Origin of the sequence: Candidatus Vallotiella sp. (ex Adelges kitamiensis), from assembly GCF_020342435.1 — a bacterium.
Classification (GTDB): Bacteria; Pseudomonadota; Gammaproteobacteria; order Burkholderiales; family Burkholderiaceae; genus Mycetohabitans.
The window spans coordinates 255158-280912 of the sequence record NZ_CP080504.1 but is presented as its reverse complement, the minus strand read 5'-3'; the positions used below and the strand labels follow the sequence as shown (position 1 = coordinate 280912).

General features: G+C 43.1%; 12 protein-coding genes, 1 tRNA gene and 2 pseudogenes. 3 read left to right on the top strand and 12 right to left on the bottom strand.

Annotated features, from left to right (window positions below; translation table 11 throughout):
* Positions 1-1764: 1764 nt before the first annotated feature.
* The 7 genes and pseudogenes from minE to K0T93_RS01075 form a co-directional block, all read right to left on the bottom strand.
* Positions 1765-2019 carry a cell division topological specificity factor MinE gene (minE, locus tag K0T93_RS01105; RefSeq protein ID WP_225721571.1) on the bottom strand — a complete coding sequence of 85 codons (255 nt, stop codon included), beginning with the start codon at positions 2017-2019 and terminating at the stop codon, positions 1765-1767.
* A 10-nt stretch (positions 2020-2029) separates the two neighbouring features.
* Positions 2030-2845 (bottom strand): septum site-determining protein MinD, encoded by an 816-nt coding sequence (gene minD, locus K0T93_RS01100; protein ID WP_225721570.1) that lies wholly within the window; start codon positions 2843-2845, stop codon positions 2030-2032.
* A 73-nt stretch (positions 2846-2918) separates the two neighbouring features.
* On the bottom strand, positions 2919-3707 hold the full coding sequence (gene minC, locus K0T93_RS01095) for a septum site-determining protein MinC (RefSeq protein ID WP_225721569.1): 789 nt from the start codon (positions 3705-3707) through the stop codon (positions 2919-2921).
* 981 nt (positions 3708-4688) lie between these two features.
* Positions 4689-4779: transfer RNA gene (locus K0T93_RS01090), tRNA-Ser, on the bottom strand.
* A 72-nt stretch (positions 4780-4851) separates the two neighbouring features.
* Entirely contained in the window at positions 4852-6165 is a 1314-nt protein-coding gene (serS, locus tag K0T93_RS01085) for a serine--tRNA ligase (protein WP_225721568.1), read from the bottom strand.
* 535 nt (positions 6166-6700) lie between these two features.
* Positions 6701-7375, bottom strand: coding sequence for an outer membrane lipoprotein chaperone LolA (gene lolA, locus K0T93_RS01080; protein WP_225721567.1), 675 nt, complete (start codon positions 7373-7375; stop codon positions 6701-6703).
* Positions 7376-7704: 329 nt separating this feature from the next.
* Positions 7705-9759, bottom strand: a pseudogene (locus K0T93_RS01075) (DNA translocase FtsK); the annotation flags it as partial.
* Positions 9760-10079: 320 nt separating this feature from the next.
* On the opposite strand from K0T93_RS01075, the gene trxB reads away from it, so the two are divergent.
* Complete coding sequence (gene trxB / locus K0T93_RS01070) at positions 10080-11057, top strand: thioredoxin-disulfide reductase (RefSeq protein WP_225721566.1); 978 nt, start codon at positions 10080-10082, stop codon at positions 11055-11057.
* Positions 11058-11283: 226 nt separating this feature from the next.
* Here trxB and K0T93_RS01065 read toward each other — a convergent pair whose 3' ends face one another.
* Complete coding sequence (locus K0T93_RS01065) at positions 11284-12963, bottom strand: NAD+ synthase (protein WP_225721565.1); 1680 nt, start codon at positions 12961-12963, stop codon at positions 11284-11286.
* A 1235-nt stretch (positions 12964-14198) separates the two neighbouring features.
* The gene (ppa, locus tag K0T93_RS01060) at positions 14199-14729 is read right to left on the bottom strand and encodes an inorganic diphosphatase (RefSeq protein ID WP_225721564.1); all 531 of its coding nucleotides are present in this window, start codon (positions 14727-14729) and stop codon (positions 14199-14201) included.
* Between the two features lie 983 nt (positions 14730-15712).
* Between ppa and argH the strand changes: the two genes are divergently transcribed.
* Positions 15713-17122: an argininosuccinate lyase gene (argH, locus tag K0T93_RS01055; protein WP_225721563.1), complete on the top strand. Its 1410-nt coding sequence runs from the start codon at positions 15713-15715 to the stop codon at positions 17120-17122.
* A 140-nt stretch (positions 17123-17262) separates the two neighbouring features.
* Here argH and K0T93_RS01050 read toward each other — a convergent pair whose 3' ends face one another.
* The 3 genes from K0T93_RS01050 to apbC form a co-directional block, all read right to left on the bottom strand.
* Entirely contained in the window at positions 17263-19548 is a 2286-nt protein-coding gene (locus K0T93_RS01050) for an arginine/lysine/ornithine decarboxylase (protein WP_225721562.1), read from the bottom strand.
* Positions 19549-19663: 115 nt separating this feature from the next.
* The gene (dcd, locus tag K0T93_RS01045; RefSeq protein WP_225721751.1) at positions 19664-20233 is read right to left on the bottom strand and encodes a dCTP deaminase; all 570 of its coding nucleotides are present in this window, start codon (positions 20231-20233) and stop codon (positions 19664-19666) included.
* Between the two features lie 610 nt (positions 20234-20843).
* A complete protein-coding gene (apbC, locus tag K0T93_RS01040) occupies positions 20844-21932 on the bottom strand; it encodes an iron-sulfur cluster carrier protein ApbC (protein WP_225721561.1) in 1089 nt (362 codons plus the stop codon).
* Between the two features lie 637 nt (positions 21933-22569).
* Here apbC and metG point away from each other — a divergent pair.
* Positions 22570-24593, top strand: a pseudogene (gene metG, locus K0T93_RS01035) (methionine--tRNA ligase); the annotation flags it as partial.
* Positions 24594-25755 lie beyond the last annotated feature (1162 nt).

The window sequence follows — 25755 nt, the reverse complement described above, 5'->3', positions numbered from 1 at the left end:
GGCTAGCTAATTTAAATAGCGCAATAGCATAACATCGAAATAAACCTTCCATGTGCGCCAGAGATAGCATAAGCGCCGAATGTTTTCCAGCCTGCTTTCGGTAGTCCTCATCTGCGTTGGTGTATGGGCTTATCATTTATTCATTTTCGAAGTATCATGACTCAAAATTCTAATCATAAAAATGCAGCACAATTAACCACAATTAACGATTAAACTCTTTTATCAAAAAATTACACACATATATACAATGGCGCCTCAGCCCCGAATAGGCTATTATTAATTACTAGTCAGCGTATATTATATATTTATACTACGATAGTAGTGGGCACATAAATTCTCTTTTATGAAAAAATGTATGTGCTTATTATTTTTTTAGACGTTGCAGGGCTTTAAAAATTTGAACGATTCCTCACTTATGTTAAACATAATACAATATACACAGAAGTGCTTACAGTCTAAAGTACTCTCACCCAGCTTAATTAAGCTTCGCTTTATCTTCCTTTAAACTCACCCCCTCAATATAGTGATTATCTAACACAGAAACCGCTGAGAGCATAGCTAATCTAATATTAAGTAAGCTTAGTTAAGACGATTGATCCGTAATAAATTCTATTTTGATAGGCAAAGCACCTCTCTTTATGCGTACTTGCTAATATAATTAAATCCGAAAAGAGCTGGAGAAATATATAACATTGTTTATGTTAATACTAACTACATTTCACTATACAACTACTTGGCTCCGCTTGTGGTAGATATCGAATATTAATGCAAAGTTAACGTTAAGGAAGTTATAGCTATTCAAAGATAGCTCTTATTGTCATTAAGTATAGTTTAAATTGATATGAAACTATCATTACTTTAATGTGGTATCGTTGCATGTCAGTGCGGTAATAGGGCACGCACTCACTACAGTGTATTCTAGTCAAGTAACAATTCGAGCTGTTTTCTCTCGATGTTTACATACTTAGCCAATCGATTTGGCTGTGTCCCATTATCCATAATTTTCGCGTAATAATTACGCCTGTTGTGGACGCGCTGTACATGGCATAAGTGTATTATTTCTTTTTTAGCGCTGTAGGCGTCAATTTTCCAAAAATTGTTGAAATTCTGTGTAGGGGTATACTACTGTACTAAAAAGAGTACTTGTACAACTGATTATCGCTTGTAAAGGCACTACTGTACTTTTCATAGTAAGTGTCATCATAAATTGCGCGACTGAGTTTAGTAAATCATTGACCAAAAAAGTTTTCTCGATTGAGAAGATCACGCGCAGTTTTTATGGCGCGTGAGAGTCGTCCTAATGCCCGGACAGTACTTCCACTAGAAGGTCAATGGAAACTCCAGTAGTTTCAATAATCACTTCTAGCGCAGTATTTCCAACGCCCGCTAGCACAGGCCATCTACTCCACTACCCGATCAATATACGGGCTTTATATGTCGAATAAGATTTTCGAGAAAGAAAACATAGTCATGCGCCGTTAGAGAAAGATATATGGCTACTATTTTAGTATTTATACACACCCCAGCGTCGATCATAAGTAGCTACTTATCAGTGTTTACGTAAAGCTTAATTACTACTGTTATGGTCAACATTCATGATAACTACCCTATACTTAGAATCTTGTTAAAAAAGCAATGATGATTGCGGTACGCATCTCTCGCGCTTTCACGCTATCACTATTAATATGCTTTCCATAATTTAGATACGTAACACCGCTACATAGAATAAACTGCTTTAAAGCGGAGAATACCTAGCTAGCGTGATTAAGTCTGCGGAATCTCAATCTTGACTTCGAGAACCTCAAGGTCTTCCTGACACTCTATATGAACCCTGATGTCGTTGTTCGTAATCTTTACGTATTTAGAGATTACTGCAACAAGATCGCGCTGCAGCGCAGGTAAATAGTCAGCTGGCGCTCGTCCAGCTGCACGCTCATGTGCAATAATTAATTGCAAGCGCTCTTTTGCAACTGATGCAGACTTGCGTTTTTCGCCGAGCAGAAAAGAAAGAATCGACATTTCCCCCCCCTTACTTACCGCCGAACAAACGTTGCAATAATCCCGGTTCGTGATAGTCAACGTACCGAAGCGGCTTCTGTTCTCCAAGGAAACGGGCGATCACATCCTTGTACGACTCCGCGACGTCGGTCCCATCTAAATGCACTGCTGGCACGCCCTGATTTGATGCATGTAGTACCGACTCAGATTCTGGGATCACGCCAACTAATGGTATCCGAAGAATCTCCTGGATGTCATTTAGTGACAACATCTCACCTTCACTAACACGTTTGGGGTTATATCTCGTAATTAGTAGGTGTTCCTTGACTGGTTCTTTACCCTGAATCGCGCGGCGTGTCTTAGATGCTAAAATTCCGAGAATACGGTCCGAATCTCGGACTGAAGATACTTCAGGGTTTGTAACGACTAATGCTTCATCAGCAAAATGCATTGCCATTAATGCACCGGACTCAATCCCGGCCGGCGAATCGCAAACAATGTACTCAAAGCTCATTTCAATTAAGTGGTCGATCACTTTCCCAACGCTTTCCAGGGTCAAGGCATCTTTATCGCGAGTCTGAGACGCCGGCAGTATGTATAGCTTCTCGCACTTCTTATCTTTAATAAGCGCTTGGTTCAGGTTTGCTTCACTCTGGATTACATTAATCAAGTCGTATACAACACGACGCTCACAACCCATAATGAGATCAAGATTACGCAGACCAACATCGAAATCAATAATAGCAGTCTTATGCTTGCGCATCGCGAGTCCAGCCCCAAAACTCGCGCTTGTTGTTGTCTTTCCGACCCCACCCTTTCCAGAAGTTACTACAATAATTTTTGTCATAATGTTACCTTGTATTCGGTAATATGCTCTGCTATTGTCATCACAAATATTATCTTCTAATATAAATTAGTCTTTATGTCAGACGCAACGGCTCGATAATCAACTTCTCATTTGCCAGCCGAATCTGTACTGACTTACTAAGTATATCGAGGCTAAGTGGTGTTTCAGTCGTACGATAGATACCAGCAATTGAAATCAGTTCAGGCTCTAGGCACATACAAAAAATCCGGGCGTTACAGTTGCCATGCACGCCTGCTAGTGCGCGCCCCCGTAGTGGGGCATAGATATGGATGTTGCCCTCAGCAATTACTTCTGCACCGTAACTAACTAAATCTAATACTACAAGATCGCCTTTTGCATAGATCTGCTGCCCTGAGCGTAGCGGTTTCTCTATCACTAGTGTTGTGCTATTTCCGATCGGCTTAATTTCGCCTTGAAAAGTGCTATGTAGATTAGCTATCACGTCGTGCGGTATAACCTGTAATACCTTTGATGCTCCTTCTGAAAGCGTTCTACTAGCAGGCTCGTTTCTACGAGTAATAAAGCTTTCACGCAATTCGACGAAGGGTAGTGTATCAAGTTGCAACCACGGTCGCTGTGCATCATTTGCGATGATACCAGCCGGATGCATCCGGAATGTCTTTAGCATTTCGGCTACTTCTGATACCAAAATACGTTGAACCGATGGCAGGCGCCGCACGTCAATCGCTACTAGGTCATCAGCGAAAAACTCGGGTGTCATATCGAAACGTCGATTTAGTTCAGCTCGCATCTTAGCTAGATCAGTTGTTTTCACCACAAACAAAAGCGTGTCTAGCGTACCGCTGCGAAGTTCAAAAAGGGGGGGGGTTTTAGCCGACATAAAAGACCACAGAAAATTTTTCTATATTCTACAGGCCTGTTGTTCGACTACGGCGAGAAAGATTAATCGTATTTCCTTAAAATGATAACGTAACGGTTCTCAGCCTTACTCATGAAGAACTTAGTTTCTATATAAGGATAGCAATCGCGCTCTTAAAAACTTAAAAAAATAAGAATATAACGTATTGGGAGCGGCCATGCGAAGCAGTAGAAAATTTTACAAAAGAAGACCGTAGGCTTAACATGGAGTATCAAACACGTGCACAAGAAAATAAATTAGGATTTAGAGACGCTTTATCTGGCAATAATGCACTCAAACACGATATTAAGCCTAAGGGAAATAGTAAACATGCATCTATATCACACAGATATACACGGCGATGAAGCTATAGATAAGATAGCAGGATCTGGATGACTAAAGGTTTATAGACTAAAGCATCTAACTAGATAGATTATCTTAAGCTATATCAAAAAACTTAAGACCTACTTTTTAGAGAGTCACCTCTTTCTCTACATAATATTATCGGAATCATGAACTAATACACTGTTATAGTGGATTGAGAAGCTTTATCAGAGTCGACCTTACGATGATTAATATTAACGCTCTAGCTAGAGTAGAATGGACTAAACGCACATATTAGTGATCTTTTAAAAGAATGTAGAAATCTGTGTACGTTTAGAAACAAAACATAGAGAAAATGATACTCGTTGTATTAATACCAAAGTCTTCAGAGTAGAGAATTAGATAAGAGCAACTTTTTTATACAAACTAAATAGAGTATTTAGTCTGATAAAAGCAAACCGTTATAAAAATCAACGACGTAGTAGTAATGACAAGCAAATAGTCAACAATTGCATACACTTATTAAAGTGAGGGATGCATCTTAAAGATGCAGGTTACACTTCCATGTAATAAACCACCGTGGAAATCTATACCCAAAATTTAACTATGTGAAATAAAGTTTGTTATAAATAACTTTTCTGGTGGAAAGGGAGGGGTTCGAACCCTCGATACGGGAAAACCGTATACCGGATTTCGAGTCCGGCGCATTCGTCCACTCTGCCACCTTTCCCATAATATTTATGGTTTCTGCTAAGCGTAATAATGCACTATAAACAATCTATTGAACAACTCCAAGCATATTTTAGGGCGACGATTTTTTACTCCTACACACGGGCTCTAGCCGGGTGATGCCTCCCATGTATGGATGTAATTCCGCTGGAATTGTGATCGACCCATCGGCGTTCTGGCCATTCTCCAGAATGGCTACCAGCGTGCGCCCGACTGCTAGCCCAGAGCCGTTTAACGTATGAACTAACTCGAGCTTGCCTTGCTGATTGCGGAATCGCGCTTGCATACGACGAGCCTGAAATGCCTCAGTGTTTGAGCATGATGAAACTTCACGATAGGTTTTCTGCCCTGGCAGCCACACCTCGAGATCGTATGTCTTTGCCGCTGAGAACCCTATGTCTCCGGTACACAACTCAATCACGCGGTACGGCAATTCTAGCTTCTGTAAGATAGTTTCAGCATGTTTTACCATTTCCTCTAATGCTTGGTATGAGCTGTCCGGAGATGTAATCTGTACCATCTCGATCTTATCAAATTGATGCTGTCGGATCATACCACGCGTATCTCTCCCATACGCGCCGGCTTCAGATCGAAAGCAGGGCGAATGTGCAGTCAACCGGATAGGTAATTTATTTACGTCAATAATACTGTCTCGCACCGTATTAGTCAGCGCAATTTCCGCCGTTGAGATCAAATATTGTGTCACTTTATTATCGACCCCCCCTTTTTCGACACGGAACATATCATTACCGAACTTAGGCAACTGACCAGTGCCGTACAAAATCTCTGAATTTACGATATAAGGAATATAGCACTCGGTATAGTTGTGATTCTGCGTGTGCGTATCGAGCATCAACCCTGTAAGGGCCCGATGCAAGCGGGCTGCCTGTCCGTGCAGCAATGTGAATCGAGTACCAGCTAACTTTGCACCTATCTCAAAATCAACTCCTAGCGGCATACCCAGGTCTATGTGATCTTTTACTTCAAAAGTAAACGTTCTTGGCGTACCCCAGCGCCTCACCTCAATATTTCCAGTCTCATTTATGCCAATTGGCACAGATTCATGTGGAATATTTGGGATATCAAGTATTAGATCAGATAGTTTAGCCTGTATCTTATCCAGATTCAGATCAGATGCTTTCATAGCATGACTGATGCTCGTAACTGCCTTCATTATTGAAGATGTATCCTTGCTACATCCCTTCATTTTGCCAATTTTCTTGGAAAAGATGTTGCGACGGGATCGCAAATCCTCGGTATACGTTTGGAGTTGACGACGCTCAGATTCAAGCGCCTGAAATGTAGAAATATCAAGTATGTAGCCGCGATCGACCAATCGATTGGCAACCACGTCCATATCCTTGCGGAGCAGGTTAATATCGAGCATGGGAAGCTTTACGCTACTGCTATAAGGTAAACTACGATTTTACCTTACTAATTGTACGAGCTTTAGCAGCTTAAAGACTGAATAGAACCACGGCACTACCTGCTATTATGCTGTTATATAGTGCTACCGTGATACCTCAGCGTGCGCCGTTTAAGACGGAGTACCTATTTAACTTTCTTCTTTACGCTTATAAAGGTTAGGTTTGTCATGCGATAGCACGTATAAACGATCATAGATAAGCCCCCTTATTAACTTAGTTAACTCGTTACCTAGATATTACAGAGAAGCTGCCGCTAGATCGGCCGATTCTCTAATATCCTTAACAGTTCAAGACATAGCGAATGGCATAATTCAGCATGGAATGTATCTATATATCAAGCGTATTATCAGAGTTAGACGATAAAGGTGTTATAGATTTAGTTACGCGATCCACTTACTAATCAGTGAAATTGCCAGCATAATACTATGCTAGTAAATAATATTTAATTAGTTTATAAAGATAGATGCTATCGTGCAGTATATCGCTTAATGGCAGTTAGTTATTGATTATGTCGACCCCTTGTGGCATTAAAAACTTAAAGGTATCGGCGGATAGCTCCGGATTTTTGTGGATGTTTGAGAACGAGAGGAGGGTTATATTTCCAAATACGTCATGCAGCTCCATCATCTTGAGGTTACCATCTTGAAAACCAATATCGATATACTCGAACTGAGTATTTTTTTCTTTTGGAATGAGCTTGAGCCAGTCGCAGCTTTGTTTAACGCCTGTATCGTGAAGCGAAAAGTTTTTTTCTAGTTTGTCGCTACCAAACAGGATAGCAGCTGGACTAGTACCTAGCGCATTACTAAGTGACAGCGTAATTACCTGATTTAGATCTTTATCCCAAATGTATAACGTATGGCCGTCAGAGTGTAGCAACTGTTTGTACGGTTTCTGATATGCCCATATAAACTTCCCTGGACGTATGAACTGGAATGTACCGCTTGACGTAGACATCGAGGTGCGCACTGGTTGTCTAAGCTCTTGTGATGCAGAACCGTCGGTTGCCTTGATCTGATGTTGAACAAACTCCCCATCGGCTGAGTGCAGCTGCGAAACGAAATTTTTGAATTGTATGGTACCTCCAGCATGCACGAACGGCATAGCAACCAAATTAATTAATACGCCTGTTGCAATCCTAGCTATAGAAGCAAGAAGTAATCCGATCATTAGTATGTTTCCAGTGTCAATTCTATCGGAAAGCTTACTTAGTACAGTCTGAGAATATAAATGATTATAAGCATAGCGCCCCCTACTATTTCCCCATGCAGTAGCTCAGTCATTGTCAGCATGCGCTAGTATTACGTTAGACGTTATCTCTGAAACTAACCTAGATATGCTCCGTATGCTTCGGAAGCTATGCAGCGTAGTTATAACCGATACGCAAGTGACGCGTCGATATATGCTGCTACTTTAGAATGTCCTAGACAGCTTGGTTATACAAACCATCTGAGCCTCTAGTTCTTAAACTGCATGCTTCTTAGTTTTCTCTAGATCGCCCCTTCCAGGATACCGTCAATATAGTTTAACTTGCCCTGTTCTTTAAGCTTCTCGACAACACGATGAACTTCATTATCGGATACGAACGCGCCATGAACGCGGACTGGCGATCCGCTGCCCGGTGTCAGGTACAACATATCACCTTGGCCGAGCAGTGATTCAGCACCCATCTGGTCTAGGATTGTGCGGGAATCGATCTTCGACGATACCTGAAACGCAATGCGCGTAGGCACATTCGCTTTGATCAAACCGGTAATGACATCGACTGATGGTCTCTGAGTTGCAATCACAAGATGAATACCGGCTGCTCGCGCTTTCTGTGCGATCCGCGCGATCAGCTCTTCTACTTTTTTACCAGCAACCATCATTAAATCGGCTAATTCATCGATGATAATCACAATAAATGGCAGCTTCTCAAGCAGCTCAGGTTCATCGGGTACCGGGCTCAACGGATTTGGAATCTTCTCGCCATGTTTTTTCGCGTCGTCGATCTTGAGATTATAGCTAGCTAGGTTGCGCACTCTAAGCTTACTCATTAACTTATAGCGCCGCTCCATTTCAATAACTGCCCAATTTAGCACGTGACTCGCTTGTCGCATGTCAGTAACAACCGGACATAATAGGTGTGGGATACCCTCATAAACCGATAACTCAAGCATCTTTGGATCGATCATGATAAGACGGACTTGCTCCGAGCTAGCTTTATATAATAGAGATAAAATAATGGCGTTAATACCAACTGATTTACCTGAGCCAGTCGTGCCAGCTACTAGCAGATGTGGCATCTTAGCTAGATCCACACATACTGGATTACCCCCGATATCTTTACCTAATCCCATTGTAAGCAGCGACAGTGTATTTTCATAAATCTCAGAACCCACAATTTCTGAAAGACGCACAATCTGACGGTTTTGATTTGGCAACTCTAAACCCATACAGTTTTTGCCGGGAATCGTTTCGACAACTCGTATTGATACAAGCGATAGCGCGCGAGAAAGATCCTTCGCAAGGTTTATGACTTGGCTACCCTTGACACCGGTCTCTGGCTCGATTTCATAGCGGGTAATCACCGGGCCAGGATAGGCTCCTACTACGCTGACCTGCACGCCGAAGTCTTTCAGTTTTTTTTCGATTAGTCGTGAGGTAAACTCAAGCATATCAGTCGATACGGCCTCACGAGTAGCTGGCGGTGGTGGATCTAATAGCGCAAGCGGCGGCAACGTACTATTACTAGGTAAATCTTGGAATAGCGGCACCCGCTTTTCTTTTTCGATGTATTCAGACTTAGTTGACATCACTATAGCAGGTCCGCCTGTAACAGGCTTGCACTCCCTGAGTCGAACCCGACTATGCTCAACATTAATCTTCTGCCTGACTTCCATATTCTGGCTAGCTGTGCGGTTTCGCTTTCTATCTCGCCACAACTTCAGGAGTACAATAATATTGATGATAAAATCACCAATATAATCAGCCACTGACAGCCATGAAAAACGGAAAAATAATGACAGGCCGATTGCCAGAGCAAGTAATAGTGCTAGCGTACCGCTAGCAAACCCGAGCGTGTGCTGTACGCCGTAAGCTATTGCGTCGCCAACAATGCCGCCGGGCGTTCGGGGCAATTGAGCTTTAAGCGACCACATTCGTAATGCTTCTAAGCCGTCGCTGGTTACAAGCACGAGTGCAAACGACAAAATCTCAGCCAACCAACCTCCTTCGTGCGGTACAGGTGGTTTACCTAGTGCGTCGTGATCAATGATTCGTCGATAATTATTAATAATATGTCGCCCTAGCAGCACAATACACCAATAAGCAGACAGACCAAACAATAGCAACAGGATATCGGATATCCATGCACCGACACGTCCACCCCAATTCGTAATCTGGTCTATATGTATAGCATGTGTCCAGCTTGGGTCACGCGGGTTATAGCTAACGAGTGCCATTAGCAAGAACAGAGTGAACCCAACCTGTAGCAGCCAGTAGATTTCAGTTAGTAAACGAGATAGACGATGTGGCAAAACTTGTGCCCTAGAGGAATACGTAGATTTCGGCATTGAATCGAGAAAGGGATAGTAGGCAGCCACTGGAATGTGTGCACTTTTTTAGTGTAAAGTGATTAGATCCTCAGCTATGTAAAAGCTGTAAGATCGGCGCTATAAGAGAGCGCTAGTGCACGAAGTAAAATAGCTAAACGCTCCTGAATTGAGACAGTTACAAATATTAGATCAGTCTGGAGAGCTGCCACTACGCTTATGTAAAGAGAAAATCAGGCTGATACCAGCCGAATTTTTGTTCTACAATTCAAGCACAACGTTATTATGCACTGTCGCGCTGTGCATCTACGCATACATCCGCCCCGCAGGGATCGACCATTATGTCTAAATGTAAGCATGCAAGAGTTCTGATTCTAGGTTCTGGCCCGGCTGGCTATAGCGCTGCCGTCTACGCAGCACGGGCTAATCTCTCACCCGTACTTATCACCGGCCTTGCACAAGGCGGGCAACTAATGACAACCACTGACGTTGAGAACTGGCCCGGCGAACCGGATACTATCCTGGGCCCAGAACTTATGCGGCGGTTATTGAACCATGCGCAGCGCTTTAATACAGAAATCGTTTTTGATAACATTCATACTACTAAGCTACAAGATCGACCCCTGCGACTAGTCGGTGACCTTGGTGAGTATACGTGCGATGCGTTGATTATTGCAACTGGCGCATCTGCCCAATACCTAGGCCTGCCATCAGAGCTCCAATTTATAGGTAGAGGAGTGTCTGCATGCGCTACCTGCGATGGTTTCTTCTATCGAAATCAGGACGTCGCAGTGATCGGCGGCGGCAATACTGCCGTTGAGGAATCACTTTACTTATCTTCTATCGCAAAGAGGGTCATGGTAATTCACCGTCGTAACAAATTCCGAGCTGAACCGATCTTAATTGATCGGCTACTCTCAAAAGAGCGGGAAGGCATTATTCAGATAATATGGAACCATGTACTTAATCAAGTTCTCGGTGATGATTCTGGTGTAACTGGTCTTCGTATCAAGAATATAAAGACTGATGAAACTACTGATCTAACTGTACGTGGTTTATTCGTAGCCATCGGCCATAAACCAAATACTGATATCTTTAAGGATCAATTAGAGATGAATAACGGCTATATAGTTACGAACTCTGGCCTAAAAGGTAACGTGACCGCAACTTCAATTGCTGGTGTGTTCGCCGCGGGCGATGTGCAAGATCAGATTTATCGTCAAGCAATCACTAGTGCGAGCACTGGATGCATGGCCGCACTAGATGTACAGCGTTATCTTGAGAAAGCTATGCCGCACGCGTATCAGACATGTAAATGATGGCATTCTAGCAAAGCTAATGCTTGTCTTCTTTTGTAATTTCGGGGGTCCGCGCTAAGCATGGTTAATGCTACGCGCAGTTCACACCTGCCGCTACTAGTAGTATCTTTCACACTGAAAGATACGCTCAAGCGGTGCCATAACTCAAAAAGAAACACTTCAACATAATAGATCTATTCTAATCAGAAAATATCTGAAGTTAAGGTACTATCGCTATCCTTGATATTCAGAGTTCTTCATTAAAACGAGATGTAATCGGATATCGCCAATCTCGTCCGAATGCGCGGTGCGTAACGCGGATCCCGATTGGTGCCTGTCGGCGCTTGTATTCGTTGAGTTTAATCAGCCGCGCGACCTGCTGAACATCGTCTCGAGTATAGCCAGCTGCGACGATTTCGGAGAGCGAGCACTCTTCTTCTACGTACATTTGTATAATTGCATCCAGCGCTTTATACGGCGGCAAGCAGTCTTGATCGGACTGGTTTTCCCGTAGCTCGGCAGATGGCGTCCGAGTTAAGATCCGTTTCGGGATAATGTCGCGCGTAGTGAACGTAGCGGCTGTATTTCTATAGCGACACAGTCTATACACTAGTGTCTTCGTAATATCTTTAATTACAGCAAAGCCTCCCGCCATATCTCCGTATAACGTGCAATAACCTACAGCCATCTCGCTCTTATTGCTTGTAGTTAGTACAATAGAACCAAATTTATTGGACATAGCCATAAGCAACATACCCCGGATGCGCGCCTGAATATTTTCTTCGGTAACATCTTCAGATAAGCCTGCAAATTTCGAAGCTAGCGATGTACGGAACGCCTCAAATATTGGAGTAATAACAATTTCATCGTAGCATACGCCGATACGACGTGCCATTTCTGTCGCATCGGATATGGATATCTCCGTGGTATAACGAGAGGGCATCATAATTGTTCTTACGCGATTCGCGCCCAATGCATCGCATGCGATAGCTAGTACTAGTGCTGAATCTATGCCACCGGATAACCCAATAATTGCGCCTGGAAATCTATTCTTATTTACATAATCGTGCACGCCAAGCACTAGAGCGGCATAGACTTGCGCCTCAACAGAGGCGCAAGGCGCGATTTTATCACGTTGCACCCGTACGCTGTCCAATTCAATAATTGCCGTTTTTTCAACAAATTGTGGCAGTCGAGTCATTAGCTCACCCTGCGCGTTGAGTACAAACGAGCCTCCATCAAACACTAGTTCATCCTGCGCACCAACCAAATTCAAATAGACAGCTGACACGCCAATCTCGCGAACACGCTTGCGTAGAACATGAACTCGTAAATTTTCTTTGTTTATATGATACGGCGAACCATTCAGTACTAATAGCACGTGCGCGCCAGCTTCTTTCGCTAGTAACGCGGCCGATGGATGCCACGCATCTTCACAAAGAATGACGCCGAATTTCACACACTCCAGCTCAAACACTAGCGGCTTCAGATTCGACTTGAAATACCTTTTTTCATCGAACACACCGCTATTAGGCAGTTCTTGCTTCAGGTATGTTCCCGAAATCTGGCCATCGATTAATAGAGATACTGCATTGAATACATCCACTATTGGTCCGGGGCGTGCGGCTTGCTGATTCGGATTGGCATCGCTTATTGGCGGGCTGCGCAGCAGATGGCCGACCAACACACTGAGTCCAGTAAATCGTCTAAGCCGAGTAGCTAGCTCGCTAAATGCAACATGACTAGCTGTATGAAACGCTGGTCGCAGCAGAAGATCTTCAGGCGGGTAGCCTGAGAGCACGAGTTCTGGTGTAATCATCAAAGATGCGCCCGCATCATAGGCGGTTTGAGCAGCAGAAACAATTTTCGAAAGATTTCCAGAAAAGTCTCCGACGGTTACGTTAATCTGAGCAAGAGCGATTTTCATAACAAAATAATGAACGAGTGGACCTTGTCAAAATGATAATTTCCCAAGATTTTGAGCGCACTAACTAAAGGTTGATATAACATAATAAAATGCATCACCCACGTAGAAAGGCAACTCCTCCGCTCCTACACACGTATTTATTAAAACGTTACAGGCAAGTGTACTATGTAATTATGGGAAGCGACCGAGACTGATCCACGCACAGTGCATCCTACTATAGGAGAATGCACTGTGCAAAGTTCTCAAGACAACATCACTGACATTCGTATAATAAAGCGTATATATGTTTCACTGATCGTTAGTCGATTTATACCATCACCACAGACACTACTATTTATTGATTGCTATATGCAGAAGGATTTAGTGGATGATAGGTATAGTCTCATGAGAGCGTCGTAATAAATTAGGTCTGTTGCTTGGCGAATTATTTGTTTTGAGAAATAGAGGCACGAAATGTTGTTGCAACTATTTATACAGGAAAAGAGAAAGCGCTGAACAACTTCCTATAACGATGCCATCTCTATATTAAACGAAGTAATCACTAAAAATTGGCGTTTTCTGTAAGAATTATCTCATACCTTTCCTGATATTTAATTTTTCTGAGTGACTAAAAAACTATATCAGAGAATTTATGCTCGTTATAACAGAGAGCGCTAGCATGCTAATTACTAGTTTACTGACGGCTTATAAAAGCGGCGAGTTATTACTTATAAAGTGGTAAGTACCATAGCCAATGGTGTCTATCGTTAAAGCGTCGAGTTACGAGTTTGATAGCGACTATACAAACAAATAAAAAGTATTGTAATATTCAGCTTTATTAATAGCTTCAATAAGCTGAATAATGCAGTAATCGCCATCGCACGTGGATATCTGTAATATGGTTAAACTATTGCTGCGTACCGTTATATGGGTAGAATTATTGCATAGAATTACCGCCATTTTTGCGTTGTACACCCTAAGCACTATATCTCCTCGATCTGGCATATGGAAATGCTGGGTGATGTCATTGAGGTGGGCAGCTATAAAGCACGGTGATATTCTGTCACCTATACCCCCCTAAAAAATATTAATAGAATAATCCTGGCACTCAAGATGCCGAAAATAGTTAAGAGCGAGCCGTAATCAGCTAATTAGATCAACTGCGCAACGCCAGTAAAAAATATATAAGGTCGACAATCTGTACCTAAGCAGGATGTTATCGGTAAGCGATAATACACGCCGATACTGTGCGCTGCTTATGGCTTATAAAAGTTTGCAACGCCATTGGTAATTTCTTCGTGCGCGTGAACAATGTCTTTCCAGCCTTCAACCTTGACCCACTTTCCCTTTTCGACCGCCTTATATTGCTCAAAGAAATGCTTAATCTGGTTTTTCAGATAAACTGGTACGTCATCAGCAGATTTAAAGCTCACGGTCATTGGGCATATCTTATCGGCTGGCACTGCAATTAACTTCGCATCCTGACCAGATTCGTCCGACATGCTTAGCATACCTAGCGCGCGGCAACGCACGACTGAACCCGCTAGTAGCGGAAATGGTGTGATCACTAACACATCAATTGGATCACCATCGCCAGCTAGAGTTTTTGGTATAAATCCGTAGTTAGCTGGATAGCGCATGCCTGTGCCGATGAAGCGGTCCACGACGAGAAGACCTAGTTTTTTATCCACCTCATACTTGACCGGATCACTTTGCGCTGGAATTTCAATAATAACATTGAAATCATGAGGTAGCTCATTTCCAGATGGAACATGATTGAAGCTCATATCGAATTTCCTAATAATGAGAGAATAAATAGTAGGAACAAAAATTCTATTTTATCAATAAACTGGCTGCGATTATTAAAATATAAGGTGATTATAATTAATACACTGACTCTATTTTTCTAATAAAAAGACGAGTATAGTATTGCTTTACACTTGATTATGATAATCAAGTGTGCTAGGTTGTGGGCTGCTACTTATCAGCACTATACCTTTAGTGTAGCTTCTATTCTGGTGTGGCGTGTCCTCGATGCTTGGGATCAATCAGTTTCATAATACTTGTCCTGGGGCTGCTTAACGTATTAAAAGTATTGAATATGTCTTAAAATCGACTGTAGTTATCACAACGCTAGAGGTAAGTTGAGATTACGTTTTAAGTTATATCTTATTCGAAATAAACAAGTCTTTAATACGGTACTATTTAGAAGACGATATCAGCATATCTTTTTGCCCGTATAAAACCCTAGTCTTTGTTATGACTCTTTCTACTCCGATTATTAAAATGAGCGAACTAATGTCGCGATGGATCAACCTCTCTTAAAACGAAACGAGCCCGAGTATTACCGCGTTGAGGTTACGTATGTAGCGATTACACTAGGCGTCTCATAAAGTCTGAATTTTGCCCCCTGCTTAGTAGCTGATACTCTTCCCCTAGTAAAAGGGATTGATCGCGCATCAGAATGCCCGGGTCAAACGGCGCGGCATAGGTATCTATAATACGACGTTCTTAGATCTTTTGACTATTATAAGAATATATTTTCGAACGGGGTAGGCTGCTGAAAGTCCGATCATCCAGATCTAGAAATTAAGCGTGCGTTGGCTTGATTAGATACTCTCTTAATAATCTAATTAATCTAATACTCCGATATAAAATTCGTGATGCTTATTTGTATTACGTCAGCACTATCGTGCCACAATGCTATAATGATGGTTTTGCCGCACATAGTGCGGTAAGCTGCATCCTACCACTATTGTGTAATCCTCTCATGACTTCCCAATTGCACAAAAAAGGCGAAATTTGGTCTGCGCGTTTTTCTGAGCCAATGTCTGATCTCGTCAAGCGCTATACTTCATCTGTGTTTTTCGATAAACGGCTTGCACTTATCGATATCGAGGGTTCGCTCGCTCACTCAGCTATGCTCAGCGCGCAACAGATTATTAGCAAAGATGACGATGCAGCAATTCAAAGAGGCATGGAGCAAATTCGCAGCGAGATTATACGCGACGAATTCGAATGGCAAATCGATCTCGAAGACGTCCACCTAAACATTGAAGCTAGACTAACCGCATTGATTGGTGATGCAGGCAAAAAGTTACATACCGGGCGGTCGCGCAACGACCAAGTTGCTACCGACATTCGGCTCTGGCTCCGGGTAGAAATCGACCGGATTATCGCTCTACTTAAGAGTTTTCGAGGTGTGCTACTTGACCTAGCGGAACGGAATTCAGACACGATTCTGCCGGGATTTACGCATCTGCAGGTCGCGCAACCAGTGACATTCGGCCACCATCTTTTAGCATACGTAGAAATGTTTACACGCGACACTGAGCGGATGTTAGATTGCCGAAAGCGAGTCAATCAATTACCGCTTGGTGCTGCAGCACTTGCTGGTACTAGTTACCCAATTGACCGAAGGCAAGTCGCTAAAATATTAGGCTTTGATGGTATCTGTGCGAATTCACTGGATGCAGTCTCAGATCGAGACTTCGCAATTGAATTTACAGCGGCTTCGGCGCTGATTATGACCCACTTCTCTCGGCTGTCTGAAGAGCTTGTGCTATGGATGAGCCCAGGGGTTAGTTTTATCGATTTAGCTGACCGTTTTTGTACCGGTTCGTCTATTATGCCTCAGAAAAAAAATCCTGACGTGCCTGAGCTTGCACGCGGCAAGACTGGCCGCGTAAACGGTCATCTAGTTGCTTTACTCACGCTAATGAAGGGACAACCGCTTGCGTATAATAAAGATAATCAAGAAGACAAAGAGCCGCTGATTGACACCGTTGATACAGTAGTCGACACGCTGCGTATCTTTACTGAAATGACCTCTGGAATCACAGTCAATTCAGATACAATGCGGGCTGCAGCATCGCAAGGATTTTCAACTGCTACCGACCTAGCTGATTATCTTGTCAAGCGAGGCTTACCGTTTCGAGACGCGCACGAAGCTGTGGCGCATGTGGTACGCATCTGCGTAGACAGAGGCCATGATTTATTAGATCTGAATCTTGGGAAGCTTCGAGCGATATTACCGGAAGTCGCATCTTTGCTAGGTGATGATGTATTTAATTGCCTAACTCTAGAAGGGTCGGTCGCCAGCCGAAACCACGCTGGCGGAACAGCACCCGAACAAGTACGGGCCGCTATAATAGCAGCCCGTACTAAATTATCTCTGTAATATTAACTGACTATCAAATTATAGCAATAAGACTACCTACTCACTCATTAAGCTATTGCCCCTCTTTTTAGAGCACAAAAATTCTATAGTTATTGTGTGTTAATTAATCACTCAGCTACTGTAATAGATAACGTACTAGGTCAGAGTCGAACGCAATCTACGAAGTATTCAACCTTACCATCAACTACTTCGGTAACTAATCCATGGATATCAGTATAAAAACCAGGAAACTGCATATTGAATTCACGTGCAAAGATTAGGTAGCGTACGATGGTTTTATTAAATCGCTCGCCAGGAATTAGTAACGGAATGCCGGGAGGATAGGGTGTTAGCAGGATGCTAGTGACTCGTCCCTCTAGGCTGTTGATTGGAACACGATCAATTTCTCGATGTGCAATCTTTGAGAACGCGTCAGTCGGACGCATCGCTGGTTCCATATTAGATAAGTACATTTCGGTAGTCAGTCGCGCAATATCATTTTCGCGGTACACGCTATGAATTCTCTGACACAAATCACGTAGTCCTACGCGCTCGTACATCGGATGCTGCACTACGAATTCTGGAAGCACACGCCATAGCGGATGATTTCGATCATAGTCGTCTTTGAACTGCTGACATTCAGTAACCATCGAGTTCCATCGGCCCTTCGTAATACCAATCGTGAACATAATGAAGAACGAGTATAGTCCGGTCTTTTCAACAATGATGCCGTGTTCTGCGAGATAGCGGGTAACGATTGCAGCTGGAATGCCTACCTCACCAAACGCGCCCTCCACATCTAACCCAGGGGTTATGATTGTTGCCTTGATTGGATCTAGCATGTTGAAACCTTCAGCTAGATTACCAAAACCATGCCAACGGTCGTTTGGCGGCAACATCCATTCTTCGCGAGAACCAATGCCTTCTGTCACAAGACGGTCTGGCCCCCATACCTTGAAGAACCAATCGTCTCCATATTCGGCATCAACCTTACGCATTGCACGACGGAAATCAAGTGCTTCAGCAATTGACTCCTCGACAAGCGCGGTGCCGCCAGGCGGCTCCATCATCGCCGCAGCTACATCGCATGACGCAATAATTGCGTACTGTGGGCTAGTCGATGTATGCATCAGGTACGCTTCATTAAAATGATGCCGGTCAAAGCGCGGTAGCCGTGAATCTTGTACTAAAATCTGAGATGCCTGCGAGATACCAGCTAATAACTTATGCGTCGAATGAGTTGCGAATACTAGTGCGTCGGTCCAGCGAGCGTTCTGTCCAATCGCATGCATATCCTGATAAAACGAGTGGAACTCAGCGTGCGGCAGCCAAGCCTCATCAAAATGTAGCGTATCAATCGTATCGCCAAGCAAAGCTTTGATCATTTCGACGTTGTAAACTACACCATCGTAGGTGCTTTGCGTGATCGTCAGAATTCGTGGTTTTAGTTTTGGATTGTTCTTGATTGCCTCACGCGCGAACGGATTCGAATCGATTTTACGACGGATATTCTCTGGTCGGAACTCATCGCGCGGGATCGGACCGATAATACCGTAATGGTTACGAGTAGGCATCAGGAAAACCGGGATCGAACCAGTCATCGTGATCGCATGCAAGATCGACTTATGGCAGTTACGATCTACCACTACGATATCACCAGGCGCGACAGTAGCATGCCAGACAATCTTATTAGACGTAGATGTGCCGTTAGTTACGAAGAATAGGTGATCTGCGCTAAAGATACGCGCTGCGTTGCGCTCGGATGCAGCTACCGGACCAGTATGGTCTAACAGTTGACCGAGCTCGTCTACAGCATTGCATACGTCTGCACGCAGCATATTTTCGCCAAAAAACTGATGAAACATCTGTCCTAGCGGACTCTTTAAAAATGCTACACCCCCGGAATGGCCCGGGCAGTGCCATGAATAAGAGCCTTCGTCAGCATACTTGACTAACTCCTTGAAGAAGGGAGGTGCTAACGAATCTAAGTATACCCTTGCCTCTCGAATGATATGCCGAGCAACAAACTCAGGCGTATCCTCAAACATATGAATAAAACCGTGTAATTCTCGCAGTATACCGTTTGGGATGTGACGCGAAGTGCGCGTTTCGCCGTACAAAAAAATCGGAATATCAGCATTGCGACGCCGCACCTCCGAAACAAACGCGCGCAATGCCAAGATCGCATGGGCAAGATCGTGCACCTGGTCGTGCATCACGGCGACTTCATCAACTAGTGCTATCTCATCATCATCGATTGATAATATAAAGCAAGATGCACGACTGGATTGCTGCGCAAATGAGGTTAGATCACCGTAGCTCGTTAAGCCAAGAACCTCGACCCCTTCGCGCTCTATCGCCTCGGCCAGTGCGCGAATACCTGAACCAGAGATATTTTCCGATCGAAAATCCTCATCGATAATAACGACAGGATAGCGAAACTTCATTGACGTAATTTTCCAAAAACAAGCTACAGCACTCTTTTATTCAAAAATACAGCGAAAGTAAGTAATATATCGGCAGAATATGCTTCGCATGTGTAGTATAACGCTGCAGGAAAATTTAAATTTTGGGTGGTGTAACGCTATATTGGCCCTGATATTTTCCGCCACGGTCCGCATAGGAAATCTCACAAACCTCATCACTCTCAAAAAATAGAACTTGCGCGACACCTTCGTTAGCATAGATCTTCGCTGGTAGTGGCGTCGTATTTGAGAACTCAAGTGTTACGTGCCCCTCCCATTCTGGCTCGAAAGGTGTAACGTTAACAATAATCCCGCAGCGGGCATATGTAGATTTTCCAAGGCATACAGTCAGCACGTTGCGTGGGATGCGGAAGTATTCGACAGTGCGTGCCAGGGCAAATGAGTTTGGTGGGATAATGCACACGTCTCCATTAAAATCAATAAAAGATTTCTCGTCGAAGTTTTTCGGATCAACGATAGTTGAATTGATATTAGTAAATATTTTGAATTCATTTGCACATCGGACGTCGTAGCCATAGCTCGACGTGCCGTAACTGACGATCTTATGACCATCTAAGGCAATGCATACCTGATTTGGCACGAATGGCTCGATCATGCTGTATTGCTCAACCCTGCGCCGGATCCATCTGTCCGATTTAATCGTCATATATACAATTGAAAGGCGGCAAGGCCGCGGGTTAAAAGATTGGATAGAGTTTAGAGCTGCATTGCTTTCTCTTCCTTGAACATTATTTTCAATAATGCTGCAGCCTAAATATAGGCCTACATTACGTCGCAGAAACATACCTATGAATTCGGATGCAATGCTATTCTTTTCTATATGCAGGTCTCCAGATCGACCTCGAGATGATACCTCCATAACTTATAAGATGCCCCCTTAGAGCTAACTCTCTTCCTATGGAAGATGACATTATAACTTCAGCGTTTATAGATCTAGAGAACATGATCGCCATCCAGTAGCATTTGGGCTATAGCTTATTCGAATTTTCTTAGTATGATCACTCAATGTGAGCATACTGTATAGTAAGCAAAATATGCGATCTAGATATTGACGCGTTTTAGTAATTTTTGAAAATTGATACATAAACAACTAACTAGAATATCTCTAGTTATAAACGACGATTGCAGTGTTCAAAAAATTTTATCTCCGTCGCAGTTCTATTAAATTTTAGGATACAAACAAACGGCAATAATATTGCATATAACACATTTATTAAGGATGCTCCTTAATGGGATAAGCATGCGATAAAAGCACATCAAGTGTTCTGAACTATAATGGCCGGGAATTTAGAACTCATATCACGCGATAGCGCCTCAATCCGTATTGCAATCTGTCGAGCAATATCGCGATATAGATTAGAAATACGGCCATGCGGATCAGAGACTACGGTAGGATACCCTGCGTCGGCATGCTCTCGGATATTAAGATCTAGCGGAAGGCTGCCTAGAAACGGAACACTATACTGCTCACAGAGACGCTTCCCCCCGCCGTCACCGAATATTGATTCGGCATAACCGCACTGTGAGCAGATATAGGCACTCATATTTTCAATAATACCTAAGACAGGCACGCCAATATTTGTAAACATTTTTAGGCTTCTTCGTGCATCTATTAAAGCAATGTCCTGCGGTGTTGTAACGATCACCGCACCGGTTAGCGGAATCCGTTTCGATAGCGTGATCTGGATATCACCGGTACCAGGTGGCATATCAATAATTAAATAGTCTAGGTCGCGCCAATTTGTCTGCCGTAGCAACTGTTCTAGGGCAGACGTAGCCATAGGGCCGCGCCACATTATCGGTTGATCCTGTTCAACTAGGAATCCAATTGAATTAGTCTGTACACCATGGCCTTCGAGTGGAATCATTGTCTTTCCATCCTCGGATACTGGACGACCGACAATACCGAGTATTGCTGGCTGAGACGGACCATAGATATCTGCATCTAGTATTCCAACAGACGCACCTTCATCGGTTAGCGCAAGCGCGAGGTTTGCGGCCGTTGTGCTCTTGCCGACCCCGCCTTTTCCTGAGGCGACTGCGATAATATTACGCACATTTGGTAGCAAATGTAGGCCACTTTGTACTACATGCGCTCTAATTTGATGGGATACCTCTACACGTAGGTGTGCCACTCCCTGTACAGCACGCAGAGCTTGTTCGACATGTGCTATAATTGAAGAGTACTGGCTTTGGGCTGGATAGCCCAACACAATCTTGATTGATATGGTATCTCCGTCAATCTCAACATTGCACACCCCTTTACCCACTGTTACCGGCTTTCCTGTGTTCGGGTCGATAACGCTGCTCAGAACAGCATCAACCTGAGCCCTATCGATTATCATCGTTTCCTCATTATTTATAGGTATATTAACGAACACTAAACATCTTCTTTAGGCCTTGAGCACAGAGCTGTGTTCGGGCCGACCAAAGTGAGTATTTCAAATTATTATGTAGTATCGCTATCCAGATTTTCGTGCTACGCGCTATAGTTATCATCTAGCTACAATACTAGTATTGTAGGGGTATGTTACTGTCGCGCTATAGGTGTATTTGTTAGAAAACAATACTTCGATTCTTCGATGTAACCTGTAAACAATGCTCTAGTTAGTAGCTGTACGCGTCACTTAATTTCCCCTTTTCCCCTCTATTGCAATGGTCTGTTTTAGCCCTAGTAAAATCGGGTGCTGTTTAGACGTTAGTAAGTAGGTATTACTAGCGGCGATTCAAATAAACTTTTAGGACTACTACAGTGCCGGGTATCCTAACAGCTTCATCATGTATAACGATAATTGCAGCTTACCAATTTGTCGTCCAGAACGATATTTAGAGCCAATCTAACTGCTATTAATTAAATTTTCGTCTATAGGCAATTAGAAACTATTGCGATGCTTTCCTTAAAAAGGGTTGATCTTAGGTTTAAATTTAAGATTTAATCCTTACATAATAACGGACGCACTTTGCCCATCCGCTAGCGCAAGTCTGTTATCAGAATCATACCCACTAAAATCGGTACTCCACCCCGTTTTTGTCAAATTATGTCATCTTCTGTCCTAGCTAGAATGCCGCGTCGTATGCTTGTTACATCCGCACTACCGTACGCAAACGGCCCGATTCATATTGGCCATCTTGTTGAATATATCCAGACAGATATCTGGGTACGCACAATGCGAATGCATGGTCATGAAGTGTACTATGTCTGTGCGGACGATACACACGGCACACCAATTATGCTACGCGCTCAGCTTGAGGGGATTAATCCACGTCAATTAATCCAGCGTGTCTGGCATGAACATAAGCGCGATTTTGATTATTTTGGTATCTCATTCGACAACTACTATTCGACGGACTCGGATGAAAACCGAGTGTTGTCCGAGAGTATCTTCAACTCACTCCATTCTTGCGGATTGATCGCGGTGCGTGATATTGAGCAAGCGTATGATCCAACTAAGAAAATGTTTCTACCGGACCGCTTTATCAAGGGAAATTGCCCGAGATGCAATGCGAAAGACCAGTATGGCGACAATTGCGAGGTATGTGGATCAACATATCAGACAACTGAACTAGTTAAACCGTATTCAGTATTATCAGGTGTCACACCAGTTAAAAAAGCATCGACACACTATTTTTTTAAGCTGTCTGACCCACGCTGCGAAACTTTTCTACGCGGCTGGGTTAGACGGCTGGCACAACGGGAGGCCACTAATAAGATGCGTGAGTGGCTAGGCGAGGATGATAATACAAAGCTTTCAGACTGGGATATCTCGCGTGATGCACCATACTTTGGCTTCGAAATACCAGGTGCGGCTGGTAAGTACTTCTACGTATGGCTTGACGCGCCGGTCGGCTACTATGCAAGTTTTAAAAATCTATGTGATCAACGCGGCCTAGATTTTGATGAATGGGTTCGCCCTGGATCGACCACTGAGCAATATCACTTCATCGGTAAGGATATTCTATATTTTCATACGCTATTCTGGCTTGCTATGCTGAAATTTTCAGGCTACCGCACACCGACGAATATCTTTGCGCATGGCTTCTTGACTGTAGACGGTAAGAAAATGTCTAAGTCACGTGGCACTTTCATCAATACGAACAGCTATATCACAACCGGGTTAGACCCGCAATGGCTGCGATACTACTTCGCTACGAAGCTCAACAGCACGATGGAGGACATCGATCTGAACTTCGATGACTTCCAAGCGCGCGTTAATAGTGACTTGCTTGGCAAATACGTAAATATTGCGAGCCGTACCGCCTCTTTCTTGGTTAAGAGGTTTAATGCATGCGTGCTAGATAGTGCAATGAACCATCAACTTTTAGTTCAGTTACGCGTTGCGCTCCCAACGATTGCAGCGCATTACGAAAGTCGAGAATATAGCCACGCACTTCGTCAGGTAATGGTGTTAGCGGATGCTATTAACGTATACATAGATGAGGCTAAACCTTGGATACAAGCTAAAGATCCTAATAATTCAGCAGCGTTACATAAGACGTGTAGCATTAGTCTTGAGGGATTCCGGTTACTCACGCTAGCACTCAAACCTGTGTTACCAAAACTTGCTGAATCGGTTGAGACATTTCTCTCTATTGAACCGCTCAAATGGTCTGACATCACTGTGTCTTTGTCATCAATGAAGCCGATTCGGCCATACCAGAATCTAATGCAGCGTGTGAACCAGGGGCAAATTGATACGCTTCTTTCTATTAATCAACAGTCAACATAGGCAAACAAGACTACAGTTACCATCGTAACGAGAACAAGCAAGTTATTTGCTATATCCACATAGTAGAAAGTAATGCGACTTTTATCGCGATTAATAATTTTACAAGGATCAACTGCGCAATGCGCGCATCGTTTACTGTAAAGCTATAGAAGAATCTAATACAACTGATGCTAGACGTGGGCGTGGTGAACCGCACAAATATTCTTAAGAATACAAAGTAACATACACTTAAAAGAATTAATCGAGAAGCTAATCATAATAGTTAAGAACCTGGCGCCATAAGAAATAAGGTTTGGCATGTTTAAAAGTACGCGATTAATCGCGTCAGCGGGCAGGTGAATTATAGATACATACTGTTTAAAATAGCCCAATAGCCCGTTAGAGCCGGCTACATCTCATGCAATCTAGACTTTATCCCATTCGATGAATTGCGTGCTTTATACAGATATCATGGTTCTAAGCAACTATGATATTTTCTATGGTTGTTTATACTGCGTACTCACATCATATTACGCAACCCCACAGCTTCGATTACTTACACGTCAGTCTCAATTTATAATTGAATCACATTTCAAAAAGTTGATCTCTTATATTCTTATCTCTTATCGAAAGTTACGGCGAGAAAATATTTTTTACTTTTTTTACTGACTGAGTAGGATATGTACCCCTGTCCCCTAGTATATCAAATACACCCACTACATGATCTATGCCATACCCTCGATGGTAAGTTTCGGCTAGGATTCTTCTGCAGCTTCTCTTCAATTGTAATAAAACTAATATCATGCGTTCGGCTGCGTGTCATAGTATTTTCTGCTGAAACTGTGCGCAACACAAAAGGGCTTGTTCTATCGTCGCATAATGTGATGTGTATCTAATATCATTAGAGCGTTCTGAAGCGCCAAACCTGAATCTCATACTACAACACATGCGCGATAATGTTCTTACGGGTCACGGAGATTTTTCTAAGCTCGAGCTTACAGCATTTAAGACTTTGATCAAGAGTGGCTGGTAACCTGCCTATATTGCTATTCTAAACGCGTCAATCTGTGCCGGCTACAGCTTATAAAGAGTAACAAACCCCCCTTATTGGGCTTATTGCATCACATCTTAGAGCAGCTCGGCTTATTGATAACATAGAAATTTAATCGTCCATAGCAATCTATTAGTTCCCCCCCGATTTTATACTTCGCCCCGTCTATCACGCATAGCGCAAGGTGAGGTGTATTCAAGGGAGGACGGATAGCGAGGCACGGGAGCTAATATGTGTATGATGCTTAAATCTAAGATGTAGCATGTTATTATGACGTAGGTTATTTATTGAACTGTCTAGTAATAAATAAAATTTTCGAAGCTACTGATTTTAAAAAAATCTACATGCACTGTACCGCGGCTCGAAAATCTGAACATAATATTGTCACTACTATTTTCAGCTAGTAAACGT

Coding starts and splice junctions, on each gene's coding strand:
- minE (WP_225721571.1), bottom strand. CDS start 2,019: ATGTCGATTCTTTCTTTTCTGCTCGGCGAAAAACGCAAGTCTGCATCA.
- minD (WP_225721570.1), bottom strand. CDS start 2,845: ATGACAAAAATTATTGTAGTAACTTCTGGAAAGGGTGGGGTCGGAAAG.
- minC (WP_225721569.1), bottom strand. CDS start 3,707: ATGTCGGCTAAAACCCCCCCCCTTTTTGAACTTCGCAGCGGTACGCTA.
- serS (WP_225721568.1), bottom strand. CDS start 6,165: ATGCTCGATATTAACCTGCTCCGCAAGGATATGGACGTGGTTGCCAAT.
- lolA (WP_225721567.1), bottom strand. CDS start 7,375: ATGATCGGATTACTTCTTGCTTCTATAGCTAGGATTGCAACAGGCGTA.
- trxB (WP_225721566.1), top strand. CDS start 10,080: ATGTCTAAATGTAAGCATGCAAGAGTTCTGATTCTAGGTTCTGGCCCG.
- K0T93_RS01065 (WP_225721565.1), bottom strand. CDS start 12,963: ATGAAAATCGCTCTTGCTCAGATTAACGTAACCGTCGGAGACTTTTCT.
- ppa (WP_225721564.1), bottom strand. CDS start 14,729: ATGAGCTTCAATCATGTTCCATCTGGAAATGAGCTACCTCATGATTTC.
- argH (WP_225721563.1), top strand. CDS start 15,713: ATGACTTCCCAATTGCACAAAAAAGGCGAAATTTGGTCTGCGCGTTTT.
- K0T93_RS01050 (WP_225721562.1), bottom strand. CDS start 19,548: ATGAAGTTTCGCTATCCTGTCGTTATTATCGATGAGGATTTTCGATCG.
- dcd (WP_225721751.1), bottom strand. CDS start 20,233: ATGACGATTAAATCGGACAGATGGATCCGGCGCAGGGTTGAGCAATAC.
- apbC (WP_225721561.1), bottom strand. CDS start 21,932: ATGATAATCGATAGGGCTCAGGTTGATGCTGTTCTGAGCAGCGTTATC.